Here is a 14190-nt window from a genome sequence, read left to right as displayed (position 1 = left end):
GGCGGCACTTTGCTGAATGGCGCAATTTTGGGCTTTTCTTTTGCTTTTCGGCGCGGAATGAATGGTTTGGTGTGCCCGCGGGCATGGAAGTTTGCCGACCGGCCGGGCGGGGGACAAGCCCCGGCGGATACCTTAACAGGGAGACTAACGATGATCGACTTCACCAAGCTCATCTCGGCCGGCGTGGTAACGCTAGCATTGGGCATGAGCGGCGCCATCGCGCAGGACAAGGTGAGCTTCGGCACCAACTGGCTGGCCCAGGCGGAGCACGGTGGCTACTACCAGGCCGTGGCCGACGGCACCTATGCCAAGTACAACCTCGACGTCACCATCCGCCAAGGCGGGCCGCAGGGCGCCAACCGGTCGCTGCTGATCGGCGGGCAGATCAACTTCTACATGGGTGGCCCGACCACCGCGATCGACGCGGTCAAGGAAGGCATCCCGACCATCACCATCGCCTCGATCTTCCAGAAGGATCCGCAGGTGCTGCTGGCCCATCCGGATGCGGGCTTCGAGACCTTCGCAGATCTCGCCAAGGCGTCGAAGTACATCCTCTCCAAGGATGGCTTCATCTCGTACTTCAGCTGGATGAAGTCCGCCTACGAGGGCTTCGTCGACGAGAAGTTCGAGCCCTACACCTTCAACCCGGCGCCGTTCATCGCCGACAAGCAGGCGATCCAGCAGGGCTACCTGACCTCGGAGCCCTACGAGATCGAGAAGCAGGCCGGCTGGGCGCCCAAGGTGTTCCTGCTCGCCGATAACGGCTTCCAGCCTTATTCGACGACGATCGAGACCATGAAGCCCTGGTACGACGCCAACAAGGACGTGGCCAAGCGCTTCGTCGAAGCATCGATCATCGGCTGGTACAACTACCTCTACGGCGACAATGCCGCTGCCAACGAGCTGATCAAGAAGGACAATCCCGAGATGACCGATGGTCAGCTCGCGTACGGCCTCGCCAAGATGAAGGAATACGGCATCGTCGTTTCCGGCGACGCGGAGACCGGCGGCATCGGCTGCATGACCGACGCGCGCTGGAAGGATTTCTACGACCAGATGGTCACGGTCGGCCTGTTCGCCGAAGGCATCGACGTCACCCAGGCATATACCACTGAACTGGTCTGCCAGGGCCTTGGCAAAGAGCTGGTGAAGTAAGAAGAACCTACTCGGCGCGGGCAATTCCGCCCGCGCCGTTCGTCCCTAACGTGGGCTGCTGCATTGACTGATCTTTCCCTCGCCGAGCCGAGGACCGCACCGAAATCGACGCACACCGTCGTCTCCATGCGGAACGTCTCGAAAGTCTTCTCCAACGGTACGCTGGCGCTCAAGGACATGTCGCTCGATGTCGAGCGCGGCGAGTTCCTGAGCCTGCTCGGCCCGTCCGGCTGCGGCAAGTCGACGGCGCTCCGGATCATCGCCGGCCTCGGCGGCGCCAGTTCCGGCAGCATCGACTGGCCATCCTCGAAGATCAATTCCAGAGGCCTGCCCGAGGGCGATGTCGGCTTCGTGTTCCAGGAGCCGACGCTGATGCCGTGGCAAACGGTGTTCGGCAACGTCTACCTGCCGCTCCGTCTCGAGGGCGTGAGCAAATCCGCCGCCCGCCCCCGCATCATGGAAACGCTGGCCTCGGTCGGCCTCGCCGATTTCGCCGACGCCTATCCGCGCGAACTGTCGGGCGGCATGAAGATGCGCGTCTCGATCGCCCGCGCGCTGGTCACCAAGCCCAAGCTGCTGCTGATGGACGAGCCGTTCGCCGCGCTCGACGAGATCACCCGGCAGAAGCTCAACGACGATGTCCTGCGCCTCTGGAAGCAGTCGGGCGTCACCGTGATTTTCGTCACCCACTCGGTGTTCGAGAGCGCGTACCTTTCCAACCGCATCGTGGTGATGAAGGCCCGCCCCGGCCAGGTGTTCGCGGATATCCCGCTGAAGACCAGCGGCGAGCGCGACGCCGAATACCGCACCTCCGAAGAGTATCGCGCCACCACCCACGAGGTGTCGCACGCACTGCACGAAGCCATTCACGCCGGTGGAGGGACGCACTGATGAGCAACGTCGTGCAAACCGCCCCCAACACCGACGACGAAGCCGGTACAGACAGCGCCGTCGCCATCCTCCGCCCGCGCACCTCCAACACCGAGCGCGTGCTGCGGGTCGTGGTGCCGGTGGCCATGCTGGTGCTGGCGGTGATCGCCTGGCACCTGATCGTGGTGCTCAACGGCATCCCGAAATACATCCTTCCCACCCCGGGCGACGTGGTGACGTCGCTCTACAATGACTGGCCGACGCTCGCGCCGTCGCTGCTGGTGACGCTCCGCATCACCTTCACCGCGCTGGTGCTTGCCCTGATCGGCGGCGTCGCGATGGCGATCATCCTCGTCCAGAGCAAGTGGGTCGAGCTGGCGCTGTTTCCGTTCGCGGTGATCCTGCAGGTGACCCCGGTCATCGCCATCGCGCCGCTGCTGCTGATCTATGTGCCCGACACCCAGACGGTGCTGCTGATCATCGCGTTCCTCGTGGCGTTCTTCCCGATCCTGAGCAACATGGTCACGGGCCTCAAGAGCGTCGATCATAACCTCCTAAACCTCTACGACCTCTATGGCGCCTCGCGCTGGCAGACGCTGATTTATCTCAAGCTGCCCGCGTCCCTGCCCTACTTCATGGCCGGCCTCAGGATCGCCGGCGGCCTCGCGCTCATCGCGGCTGTTGTCGCCGAGTTCGCTGCCGGCACCGCCGGCCAGGGCTCGGGCCTCGCCTTCCGCCTGCTCGAATCGCAGTACCGGCTCAACATCCCCCGGCTGTTCGCGGCGCTGATCCTCCTCACCGGCACCGGCATCGCCATCTTCGGCCTCACCTCGTTCATCGCCTGGCTGTCCCTGCACCGCTGGCACGAGAGCGCCATCAAGCGGGAGAATTGAGCGTGCACGGCACCCCTGCCCTCGCGACCGGCAATGTCACCCTCCGCAACGCCCGGATCCCGAGCGCTGCCTTGGGCAAGACCGGCAGCGGTGCCGTCGAAAGCGTCGATATCGAGATCGCGGATGGCCGCATCGCCGCCATCCGCCCCACCGGCTCGGCCCCCGTCACCGGTCCCAGCCACGACCTCGATGCCGGCCTGATCCTCCCGGCCTTCGTCGACATCCACACGCATCTCGACAAGGGCCATATCTGGCCGCGCAAGGAGAACCCGGACGGCACCTGGCTCGGCGCCCTGCTGGCCGTCGGCGCCGATCGCGAAAGCAAGTGGGCCGCCGCCGACATGGAACGGCGCATGGATTTCGCGCTGCGCTGCGCCTATGCCCACGGCACCGCCGCCATCCGCACCCATCTCGACAGCGCGCCGCCGCAGCACGAGATCAGCTGGACGCTGTTCGAGCAGATGCGCGAGCGCTGGGCCGGCCGCATCGAGTTGCAGGCCGTCTCCATCACGGGCCCGGACACGCTGGTGAACCCGGCCGAACTCGACGCTGTCGCCCAGCAGGTGAAGGCTTCGGGCGGTATCCTCGGCGGCTCGGTCGCCGAATATGCCCGCTCCAAGGAAGCCATGCTCCGCGTGGTCGAGAAGGCCGGCGAGCTCGGGCTCGATCTCGACCTCCACACCGACGAGACCGGCGACCCCTCGGCCCACGCCCTGCTCCACCTCGCCGAAGCCGTGCTCGAAACCGGCTTCACCGGCAAGGTGATGGCCGGCCATTGCTGCGTCCTCACCGTGCAGGACGAGCGCACCCAGCGCACCACCATCGACAAGGCCGTCGAAGCCGGCATCGCCATCGTCTCGCTGCCGATGTGCAACATCTACCTGCAGGACCGCAGCAACGGTAACGGCGCCGTCCGCACCCCGATCCGCCGCGGCGCCACCCTGCTCAACGAATTCAAGGCTGCTGGCGCCGTCGTCGCCATCGCCTCGGACAACACCCGCGACCCGTTCTACGCCTATGGCGATCTCGACGGCGTCGAGGTGCTGCGCGAGGGCGCCCGCATCCTGCAGTTCGACCACCCGCAGGATCAGGCGTGGGACTGGGTGCGCGCCGTCGGCTCAGCGCCTGCCGCGCATGCCGGCTTCACCTACAAGGCAGTGATCGCGCCCGGCGCGCCCGCCGACCTGGTGCTGTTCCGCGCCCGCAGCTGGACCGAGCTCAACGCCCGCCCGCAACATGACCGCATCGTGCTTCGTGCCGGCAAGGCCATCGACACGAGCCTTCCCGACTATCGCGAACTCGACGACCTGATGGAGTAAACCATGGATATCACTGGCTTTCGCGCCGCTCTCGGCGACATTCCGGTCGAAGACAACCCGCGCATCGTGCAGCAGAAGAGCCGCGACCATTACTGGTATTCGCCGCGCCTGAAGCAGCAGCTCGAAGGCGTCACCGCTGAGATCGTGGTCTCGCCGCGCTCTGTCGACGAGGTCGTCACCGTGCTGCGCGAAGCCTTCAAGTACGACGTGCCGATCACCCCGCGCGGCGCCGGCACCGGCAATTACGGCCAGGCCATGCCGCTGTCGGGTGGCGCCATGCTCAACCTGATGAACCTCAACAAGGTCATCAAGATCGAGCAGGACCGGGTGCGCGCCGAAGCTGGCGTCATCCTCGAGCAGCTCGACGAGCAGACCATCCACGCCGTCAACGGCGAGCTCCGCTTCCACCCCTCGACCTATCGTATGGCCTCGCTGGGCGGCTTCATCGCCGGCGGCTCGGGCGGCGTCGGCTCGATCCGCTGGGGCGGCTTGCGCAATTTCGGCAACATCCTCGGCCTCAAGGTCGTCACCTGCGAAGCCGAACCGCGTGTGCTCGACCTGCGCGGCCCCGACATCCTCAAGGTCGCCCACGCCTACGGCACCAACGGCATCATCGTCGAAGCCGAGATGCCGCTGACCGCGCATTACGACTGGGTCGACATGATGGTGGGCTTCGACACCATCCAGGAAGCCTGCGCCTTCGCCGAGCAGGTGGCGCTGCAGGATGGGCTGTTGTGCAAGGAAATCTCGCCGGTCGCCGCGCCCATCGCGCACGACTATTTCAACCGCCACCGCCCCTACATCCGCAGCCGCGAGCAATCGGTCGTGCTGCTGATGGCGGCTCCTGCAGCCGTCCCCGCACTGGTCGATTTCGTCGCCTTCCACGAAGGCGACCTGCTCTATCGCGCCGACACCCTGACGCCCGAGGAAAAGGCCAAGCTGCCCCCGATCTACGAGCTGGCCTGGAACCACACGACGCTCCGCGGCCTCAAGATCGACCCGACCATCACCTACCTGCAGACCCAGTACCCCGACCTCGACCATGTAAAGAAGATCATCGACATCTTCGGCGAAGAGCTGCCGATGCATATCGAGATGACCCGCTTCGACGGTCGCGTCGTGTTCTCCGGCCTCCCCATCGTTCGCTACACCTCGGAAGAGCGGCTCGAGGAGATCATCCGGATCCACGAAGAGAACGGCTGCCTGGTCTTCAACCCGCACCGCTACACCCTCGAAGAGGGCGGCATGAAGCGGACCGACCGGGCGCAGCTGCAGTTCAAGAAGGAAGCCGATCCCAAGGGCATCCTCAACCCCGGCAAGATGATCGCCTGGGACGATCCGGATTTCGATTTCGAATCCGGCCGTACCTGGCTGTTCACCGGCCTCTACACGCTCGGCGGCGCCGCCGAATGAGGGTGCTGGTCGTCCACGCCCATCCGGTCGAGACCAGCTACAACCGCGCGCTGTTCAACGCGACCTGCGAAACCCTTCGGGCGAAGGGCGACGAGGTTGATGCGCTGAACCTCTATGACGACAACTTCATCGCGGCGATGAGCCGCGACGAACGGCTCGGCTACCACGACGTGCCGGGGAACCTGACGCCGCTGACCAAGCCCTACGTCGACCGCCTCCGCGCCTGCGACAAGATCGTTTTCGTCCACCCGGTGTGGAACTATGGCTATCCGGCGATCCTCAAGGGCTTCTTCGACCGCATCTTCCTGCCGGGCGTCTCGTTCGTCCTCGAAGGCGGCGACGCCAACGACAAGGGCAAGCTCATCCCGGCGATGAAGAACATCAAGAAGGTCGCCTACATCACCACCTATGGCGGCGATCGCCTCCGCACCATGATCATGGGCGACCCGCCCCGCCGCCTCGCCATGCGCTGGGCCTGGGTCACCTTCGGCACGCTGATGCCGCCAAAATACCTGGCGCTCTACGACATGAACAACCAGACCGAAGCAGGGCTGAAGGGCTTCATCGACAAGGTGAAGCGCGAGATGGCGAGGTTCTGACAGGATGCCCCGCTCGATTGCTTTGATGCTGTCGATCGTGGTGGGTGTGGCACTCTTCCCTGCCCCATCGCAGGCAACGACATTGGTCTGCGAGATAGGAGCGGCCATCGGCAAGCCAAGGCTCTCTCTCACGTACACCTGCAGATCGAGGACAAACAACCGTTTGTCACGGCCGTATCTGGCAAGACTTCTCGCAAGATGACGATCGTGAAGCGCATTGAAACAAGCGAGATGCGCGCACTGGTTCTGGACAGCGGTGATCCCACCGTTCAGGCGACGCTGGTTCTCGATCCCGCCCCGAGAATGGAGATCGACCTCGGCGGCGGCTACTCGCAAACCGACATCTGCAAGGCGTCCTGACGATTTCGTCAGACACCGTTCATCTCAGTGGCAAACCAGCGGCGCAGCAGGGCAGCTAACCTGCCCCATCCGCGCTCCCGCCCACCCCGGATGTCATCCCAGCGAAAGCTGGGACCCAGTTCGCCACAGCGCAAGCGAAGCCGTGGATCCCGGCAAGCGAAGCCGTGGACCCCGGCTTTCGCTGGGATGACACCGAGTTTTGAGGGGGCGCTTTTTGGTCGAAGCCCGACTTATCCCCCTACCCGTCAACCATGCGAGAATTGCTCGCTGATGGTCAGCCAAGGGGACGAACTACATGCCAAACCGAACTGAACGTATCCGCTCGAAACCGTTCAGCCGAACTTCCACCCGCGCTTGAACTGGTAGAACACGTGCATGCCGATCTTGGTGTTCTTCTTCATGCGCGGCGCCCAGTGCGGGTAGACGTAGGTGGCGTGGTAGTGGGTCGAGTAGCCGACCTCGGCCAGGTATTCCTTGCCCGAGATCACGTCCTTGGCGATTGCCATGGCCTGCTTCCAGGATTTCTGGTCGGTCACCTTCTCGGGGATGCCGTCGCAGGCAAAGGAGAACTGGCAGGCGTTGCGCTTGCTCTGGTTCTGGAACACTACGCCGCAGATCGTGTCGGGATAGAGCTTGTGGTAAACGCGGTTCATCACCACCTGGCCCACCGCCACCTGGCCGCGATAGCTCTCACCGCGTGACTCGAAATAGATCGCAGTGGCCATGCACCAGACTTCCTTGTCGGAAACCTTCTTGCCCTGCTTGCTCATCACCGAGCCGTCGAACACCGTCGCCGGCAGGTCGGCCCGCGCATAGGCGAGCTTCTCCGACATCGTGTGGGGCACCGGCACATCGCTGCCGGTCCCGGCAAGGCCTTCGATAGCATCGAGCGCGGGGGTCGTCAGCGCGGGGTCAATGGCCGCAACGGCTACCGGCATCTCGGCTGGGGCCTTGGCCTCCACCTGGCTCTTGGTCCAGGTGGCAAGGTCGGCCTTGGCCGTCTCGACGGTCGCCGGAGCCGTGCCCTTGGGGTTGCGTGCGGCCGCGATCTTGGCGCGGATATCGGCGAAGCTGGCGGTCAGTTCCGCCAGTTGGACCACCGGGCGGGCCCGATCCTGCTTCAGCGCACGATTGGCGCCGACGAAGCTCTGCGAAAGGAAGATGTTGTCGATCGAGCCGGTGATGACCACATCCGTGCCGGAACGACTGAGGCTCGGCCGCGTTAGGCTAGCCTCATAGGCCGAACTCGACCCCATGTCGGGGGCGTGAGCGGCGCCGGTCAAGCCGGCGACGGCGAAAATTGCGAGCGCGAAACCTGCGCATGCCTTGAGTGCGGCGAGCTCATTGCGAGCACGGCGCATCGGGGTGGTCCGGTATGGGGCCATCAGAACGCTTTACTATCCACGCGAACGCAACAAACGACGCGCCGGCATTTCAGATAAACTGTGACGCAAATGCCGGCCTTCGCGATAATGCGGGTTTAGGGTTAGCCGACCGTAAACAGGGGAAATTTGGCGTCAGGACGGGCCGGAGATGGCCACGAAGGGGCTATATCCGGGCGAAATGGGGCAGCTGGGCTGACTTAATTACCGTCCGCCTACTGCGCCAGCGTCAGCCTCGCCACCGGCACCCGATATGGCGAGCAGCTCACGTAATCCACATCCAGCCGGGCGAAAAACCACAGCGAGGCCGGGTCGCCTGCATGCTCGCCGCAGATGCCGATCTTCAAGTTCGGGTTCGCCCGCTTACCGCGCTCGATCGCGATGGTGATCATCTCGCCGACGCCCTTCTGGTCGAGCGTGACGAACGGATCAAGGTCGTAGAGGCCCTTCCGCTGATAAGCCGAAAGGAACGCCGGCGCATCGTCGCGGCTGATGCCGTAGGTGGTTTGCGTCAGGTCATTGGTGCCGAACGAGAAGAAGTCGACATGTTCGGCGATGTCCCCTGCCCGCAGCGCCGCGCGCGGCAGTTCGATCATAGTGCCGAAGGCGAAGCGCTCCCGGGCCGCCGGCGGCAGCCCGGCCTGCTCGACGATGGCGTAGGTCTGGCGCTTAACCTCCACCACCTCGCTGACAGTGGAAACGAACGGCACCATCACCTCGAGCGTCACCGGCTCCGACTGCTTGGCCGAAGCGGCACGCACGCCGGCGCACAGCGCCTCGATCTGCATCTTCAGGATCTCGGGATAGGTGATGGCGAGCCGCACGCCGCGGTGCCCCAACATGGGGTTGGTCTCGGCAATACGGTCGAGCCGCATACGAAGCGCACGCACCTCGAGGCCGAGCGACTGCGCCGTCTCCTCGATATCCTCGTCGGTGCGCGGCAGGAACTCGTGCAGCGGCGGATCGAACAGCCGTACCGTCACCGGCCGACCCTTCATGGCGAGAAAGATCGAGGAATAATCCGCGGTCTGGAAATCGACCAACCCGGTCAGGGCCTTGGCGCGATCATCGGCATCTTCCGACAGGATCAGCCGCCGCAGCGCCACCATGCGCTCGCGCGAAAAAAACATGTGCTCCGAGCGCGCCAGGCCGATCCCCTCGGCGCCAAAGCTCAGCGCCGTATTCACCGCCTCCACCGTCTCGGCATTGGCCCGCACCTTCACCCGGCGCGAGGCGTCGGACCAGCCCAGGAGCTTCCCCATCGCGCCGCCAATATGCGGCTGCGCCAGTGGCAGGGCGCCCAGATAGACCGAGCCGTCGGTGCCGTCGACCGTGATGCGGTCACCCTGACGGAATTCCTTGTTGCCGATGCGGCAGGTCATCTCCGCTTGGTTGACGCTCAGTGTCCGCACGCCGGCAACACAGGGTTTGCCGGTGATACGCGCCACCACGCCCGCATGACTGGTCATGCCGCCCCGGGCGGTCAAGATGCCGGTCGCCGCCTTCATCCCTTCGATGTCGGTCGGGCCGGTCTCGGTGACGACGAGGATGCAATGCCGGCCGCGCGCCTTCATGCGCGCCGCATCCTCGGAGTTGAAGACGATGACGCCACTGGCGGCGCCCGGGGAGACACCAAGTCCGGTGGCGAGCACCGTGGCGCTTTCAGGCGAGCGGAGCCGGGGATGCAGCATCTGCTGCAGGCGCGCCGGGTCGATATGGGTCACTGCCTCGCGCTGCGTCCAGCGTCCACGCGCCACACGATCAACGGCGGCTTCGAGTTCGGCTGCTGCCGAAGCCGGGGCGGCACGAGCCGAAAGCAGGCGGACCATGTCACCCTCGACTGACACCAGGCAGCTCAGATGCTGCCCAGCCGCCGCATCCAGCAGATCGACGAACGCCGTTGCAGAAGGCGGCAAGGGACCGAACGGCGTACCATTGACTGGCGCCGGGCCAAGCACTCCCGTCTGCGCATCGCGAGTGAGGAACTGCCGAACGTCCCCGTCAGCCATCGCCTGGACAATGACGATCTGCCGCTCCGGGCGCGGATCGAATGTGGCGTAGGACGCAAAGGCATCCGAGATGGCCTTTGCCAACGGCCGTGCCGGGTCGACGGACTCGGCCTCGTTGGCAGGCGGGCTCAGCCCCGGCCGTGCCGGCATCAGGCCCGAACTGTGCGCCGCGCTCGAGGTGCGCACCACCAGCGCAGGCGGCCGGCCATCGCGGCCAACCAGCCGGAACAGCGTCGCGACCCAGTGGATGCGCAGCCGGTCGTCCTTCGCCTTGCGCTCTTCCTGCAGGGCGTTCCAGGCGGCGCGACTGATAACGATGGTCGGGGCAACGGGCAACCCGGCTTCGGCAGCGCGGCTCAGCCACAAAGCCTTGCCGACCAGCAACCCGTCCTGGATCGAGGAAAGGTTCGCCTTGCCCGTGGCGGGCGCGATCGCGAACATCTCCATTGCCAGGGTCACCGGGGACACCTTCCGCCAAGTTGCGAAACATATTGCCGTTCAGGCCGTTGCACCGCAACTGATCACTTGTGATCGGCTTGACGCACCGTTGCCCGTGCCCTTGGGTCGCGGCATTGCTACCTTGACTTGCCCGGGCATTGAACGCATCTGCTCTCCTATGCAAACAAGGCCGCACTTGGACATTACGCTGTGTGCGCCGCGCGGTTTCTGCGCCGGCGTCGATCGCGCCATCCAGATCGTCGAACTGGCGCTCGAGCGCTACGGCGCGCCGGTCTATGTGCGCCACGCCATCGTCCACAACAAATACGTCGTCGACGGCCTGCGCCAGAAGGGCGCGGTGTTCGTCGAGGAGCTCGACGAGATCCCGGATACCGGCGCTCCCGTCGTGTTTTCCGCCCACGGGGTGCCCAAGTCCGTGCCGGCCGGCGCCAAGGCGCGCAACATGTTCTTTCTCGATGCGACCTGCCCGCTGGTGTCGAAGGTCCATATCGAGGCCAACCGGCACCACAATGAGGGCCGCGAGATCGTCCTCATCGGGCATGCAGGCCATGTCGAGGTGATCGGCACGATGGGCCAGTTGCCCGATGAAGCCATCACGCTCATCCAGACGGTCGAGGAAGCTGAGAGCTTCGTGCCCCGGGACCCGGCCAAGCTCGCCTACGTGACGCAGACGACGCTCAGCGTCGACGACACCTCCGCTATCGTCGAGGTGCTGCGCCGGCGCTTTCCGACCATCGCGCTGCCGCACAAGGAAGACATCTGCTACGCCACCACCAACCGCCAGGAAGCGGTGAAGCGGGTGGCGCCGAATGTCGACGCCATGATCGTGGTCGGCGCGCCGGAATCGTCGAACTCGGTTCGCCTGGTCGAAGTTGCGCAACGCAATGGTTGCCCCAATGCCTCGCTGGTCGAGCGCGCCGACAAGATCGACTGGAGCAAGTTCGAGGGCATCAAGACGCTGGGCATCACCGCCGGCGCCTCTGCCCCCGAGACGCTGGTCGATGAGGTCATCGAGGCCTTCGCGCAGCGCTTCGACATCGCGGTCAGCGCCAGCGGCGAGCAGCGCGAGAGCATCGTCTTCAACCTGCCCCGCGAACTCAGAGCCCAGCCCGCCGCATGACTGACCTGACCCTCTTGGAAACGGAGCGGCTGGTCCTCTCCGGCTGGCGTGCCGACCAGATCGAAGATCTCTACCGCCTGCATGGCGATCCGACGGTGGCGCGCTATCTCACCGGGCACGGACAGCCGTGGAGCAAGGCGGACATGGACAAGGCGCTCGCCCACTGGATCGCGCTGTTCGAGCGTCAGAAGATGGGCAAGCTCCGGGTGACGCGGAAGGCCGATGGCGTGCTCGTGGGGCGCTGTGGCTTCGGCATCTACGGCGCCGACGAGATCCCGGAGATCGGCTACTCGCTCTATCCGGAATTCTGGGGCCAGGGCTACGTGTACGAGGCGGCGAGCGCTCTCAAGGACTGGTATTGGCGCGACACCGACCGCGACCATTTCCTCGGCATGGCGGACGCGCGCAACGAGCCCTCGCTGAAGGTGCTGCGCAAGCTCGGCGGCGTGTACACCCATACGGGAGACAGCTACGGCCATCCCGATGTCGAGTTCTACCGCTACGATCGGCCGCCCGCATGAACTCTGTTATCATCCACACCGATGGCGCCTGCTCAGGCAACCCCGGTCCCGGCGGTTGGGGCGCCGTGCTGCAGTATGGCGACACGGTGAAAGAGCTGAAGGGCGGCGCGCCGCTGACCACCAACAACCAGATGGAACTCACCGCCGCCATCGAAGCACTGACCGCGCTGAAGCGGCCGTGCGAGATCGAGCTCCACACCGACAGCAATTACGTCAAGGACGGGCTGACCAAGTGGATCCACGGCTGGAAGAAGAACGGCTGGCGCACCGCTGACAAGAAGCCGGTCAAGAACGTCGAACTCTGGCAGTCCCTCGACGCCGCCACCCAGCGCCACAAGATCAACTGGCACTGGGTCAAGGGCCACAATGGCGACGAAATGAACGAACGCGCCGACCAACTCGCCAACGAGGGCATGGAGCCGTTCAAGGGCAAGAAGCGGAAACCGGAAGGGCTGATGCCGCCGGTTTAGGCCGGCCGGGCGGCCAGTTCGTAGCGGACCGGGTCGCCAAGCATGCGTTCAAATGAGACCAGTAGCGCCCGCCGAATGTCTTCCAACACTTCCGGATCGATCGTCCTGAGGCTTTGTCGGATGGCATCGCGCCAGGCCGGGCCACGATCCCACGCCGTCATGTAGGCGTCGGCGAGGGCGTCGGTCTGGCGGGTCTGGACCATGGCCTGCATGATCTCCGTTGCCTGTTGCACATCCTTGCGGCTCTTTGCGAGGCCGTCGTTGTCCGTGAGCCGGCGCGTGGCGACGATCAGCTTGTGGATGGCATAACGCTCGGGGGCAGGCACCAGCACAGGCACGCCGGCACCATGTAGAAGCACGGCGCGAACTGGCTCATAGATCAGAAAGTCGAGGAAGCGGAGCGGTTGCGCTGCGGTTGCACCCAATGCCGGCATGGCGGCAGGCCGATCGGTGTGATCGTCCGAGCCGGTGTTGGGAGTGAGGAACTCGACCTTGTAACCCGAGCGGGTGCTGTACTGTGTGGTGTAGCGTCCGTCATTGCGATGCGGAATCTCCCGGAAGGTGGGATCCACCTCGCGCAACACGTCGAGGATGGACGGCATGCTATCGTCGACCGCATTGGCGATCGAATGGAACTGGGCGAAGTCGGCATCGCCGGTCTGCATGATCGCGCCGGGCATGCGGACACCCAGCAGCGCCGAGTAGCACTGAAACGCCACCGTACCGATCAGCACACCGCGAAGCCGGAAGAAACCAGCGCGAGAGAGCGCTTCGACGATGTTGCCGGCGAGCGGCTGGGGGCGAGGCAGGTAGGCTTCGCGCACAAGCGTTGAAACAAGGCGCGAGCGGACGCGGTAGTCTTCCTTGAGGTCCTTGAACTGCTCGACGCGCCGGGTGATCTCCTCATCGTCGGAGGGGCCGACGTAGGTACGACGCTTGGCCTGGACGTCGCCGGGTTGCTTGGGCCCGTCGTAGTACCAGAATTTCCTGCCCTTGACCTCAACAGCTACGAAGCGTCCATCGAGTTCGAACTCGGACGTGAAGGCGGCATCGAGGCTGCGTTGAGCGAGTTCCGAGTAGAGGGTCTGGTAGGTCAGATCGAGCTGTTTCATCGTGTTATACCATTTTCGCGAAAATGGTATAACACAGGTTCCGGTCCGGTTATACCATTTTCGCGAAAGTGGTATAACTGCCGGCGAAGCTGGGCGTCATGAGCAATCGGAGAGCTGCTTATGACCTGCGCGTTGCCTCCCCTGCCTCGCGGTCGCATACTCCCATAATGCGCCCGCTCCACCTCGCCGCCGCCCTAGCACTGCTCGCCACCCCCGCGCTGGCGCAGTTCCCACCGCCTGGCGTCTACTCCTGTGTCAGCGAGAATGGCGCCAATCTTGGCGAACTCACGCTGTTCGTGGCGGGCGACTATTCGTTCAAGAACGTCGACGGCAACAGCGCGAGTGGGCAGGTGGCATCGGCCGGCAACGACGTGAACCCGCTGTCGGGACCGCTCAAGGACATGCAACTCGTCGGCGTGTTCGGCACCGACGACACGGGCAAGACGAAGTTCCGGTTCACCGGCTCGGATGGCCTCGAGGTGACGTGCAGCTAAGGCTGCCGCAGGCC

14 protein-coding genes are annotated in these 14190 nt (G+C 64.7%); 11 read left to right on the top strand and 3 right to left on the bottom strand.

The annotated features are described in order from the left end of the window. Window positions 1–150: 150 nt before the first annotated feature. The 7 genes from AC1DYL_RS12580 (at window position 151) to AC1DYL_RS12550 (ending at window position 6609) form a co-directional block, all read left to right on the top strand. Window positions 151–1155 (top strand): ABC transporter substrate-binding protein, encoded by a 1005-nt coding sequence (locus AC1DYL_RS12580; RefSeq protein ID WP_477173387.1) that lies wholly within the window; start codon window positions 151–153, stop codon window positions 1153–1155. Between the two features lie 126 nt (window positions 1156–1281). After that, entirely contained in the window at window positions 1282–2046 is a 765-nt protein-coding gene (locus AC1DYL_RS12575) for an ABC transporter ATP-binding protein (RefSeq protein WP_477173743.1), read from the top strand. After that, window positions 2046–2918, top strand: coding sequence for an ABC transporter permease (locus tag AC1DYL_RS12570; RefSeq protein ID WP_477173386.1), 873 nt, complete (start codon window positions 2046–2048; stop codon window positions 2916–2918). Before AC1DYL_RS12575 ends, AC1DYL_RS12570 begins: the two co-directional genes overlap by 1 nt. Window positions 2919–2920: 2 nt before the next feature. Beyond that, window positions 2921–4237 (top strand): cytosine deaminase, encoded by a 1317-nt coding sequence (locus AC1DYL_RS12565; RefSeq protein ID WP_477173385.1) that lies wholly within the window; start codon window positions 2921–2923, stop codon window positions 4235–4237. A gap of 3 nt (window positions 4238–4240) precedes the next feature. Beyond that, the gene (locus tag AC1DYL_RS12560) at window positions 4241–5650 is read left to right on the top strand and encodes an FAD-binding oxidoreductase (protein WP_477150095.1); all 1410 of its coding nucleotides are present in this window, start codon (window positions 4241–4243) and stop codon (window positions 5648–5650) included. Further along, window positions 5647–6249, top strand: coding sequence for an NAD(P)H-dependent oxidoreductase (locus AC1DYL_RS12555; protein WP_477173384.1), 603 nt, complete (start codon window positions 5647–5649; stop codon window positions 6247–6249). Before AC1DYL_RS12560 ends, AC1DYL_RS12555 begins: the two co-directional genes overlap by 4 nt. 198 nt (window positions 6250–6447) lie before the next feature. Next, the gene (locus AC1DYL_RS12550; RefSeq protein WP_477173383.1) at window positions 6448–6609 is read left to right on the top strand and encodes a hypothetical protein; all 162 of its coding nucleotides are present in this window, start codon (window positions 6448–6450) and stop codon (window positions 6607–6609) included. A 332-nt stretch (window positions 6610–6941) separates the two neighbouring features. Here AC1DYL_RS12550 and AC1DYL_RS12545 read toward each other — a convergent pair whose 3' ends face one another. After that, complete coding sequence (locus AC1DYL_RS12545; protein ID WP_477173382.1) at window positions 6942–7970, bottom strand: cell wall hydrolase; 1029 nt, start codon at window positions 7968–7970, stop codon at window positions 6942–6944. Between the two features lie 236 nt (window positions 7971–8206). Further along, a complete protein-coding gene (locus tag AC1DYL_RS12540) occupies window positions 8207–10459 on the bottom strand; it encodes a putative PEP-binding protein (RefSeq protein WP_477173381.1) in 2253 nt (750 codons plus the stop codon). A 157-nt stretch (window positions 10460–10616) separates the two neighbouring features. Between AC1DYL_RS12540 and ispH the strand changes: the two genes are divergently transcribed. From ispH to rnhA, 3 genes are read left to right on the top strand one after another with little or no spacing between them, the layout of a single operon-like run. Further along, window positions 10617–11579 (top strand): 4-hydroxy-3-methylbut-2-enyl diphosphate reductase, encoded by a 963-nt coding sequence (gene ispH / locus AC1DYL_RS12535; RefSeq protein WP_477157190.1) that lies wholly within the window; start codon window positions 10617–10619, stop codon window positions 11577–11579. Next, on the top strand, window positions 11576–12100 hold the full coding sequence (locus AC1DYL_RS12530; protein ID WP_477173380.1) for a GNAT family N-acetyltransferase: 525 nt from the start codon (window positions 11576–11578) through the stop codon (window positions 12098–12100). The genes ispH and AC1DYL_RS12530 overlap by 4 nt, the downstream gene beginning before the upstream one ends. Then, complete coding sequence (gene rnhA / locus AC1DYL_RS12525; RefSeq protein ID WP_477173379.1) at window positions 12097–12570, top strand: ribonuclease HI; 474 nt, start codon at window positions 12097–12099, stop codon at window positions 12568–12570. The genes AC1DYL_RS12530 and rnhA overlap by 4 nt, the downstream gene beginning before the upstream one ends. Here the strand turns inward: rnhA and AC1DYL_RS12520 are convergent. After that, window positions 12567–13682: a nucleotidyltransferase family protein gene (locus tag AC1DYL_RS12520; RefSeq protein WP_477173378.1), complete on the bottom strand. Its 1116-nt coding sequence runs from the start codon at window positions 13680–13682 to the stop codon at window positions 12567–12569. The genes rnhA and AC1DYL_RS12520 overlap by 4 nt on opposite strands. Before the next feature lie 167 nt (window positions 13683–13849). Between AC1DYL_RS12520 and AC1DYL_RS12515 the strand changes: the two genes are divergently transcribed. Further along, the gene (locus AC1DYL_RS12515; protein WP_477150087.1) at window positions 13850–14176 is read left to right on the top strand and encodes a hypothetical protein; all 327 of its coding nucleotides are present in this window, start codon (window positions 13850–13852) and stop codon (window positions 14174–14176) included. Window positions 14177–14190: the final 14 nt, after the last annotated feature.

This window comes from Devosia sp. P1_H9, from assembly GCF_056405135.1.
This window is presented reverse-complemented; position numbering and strand designations above follow the sequence as displayed.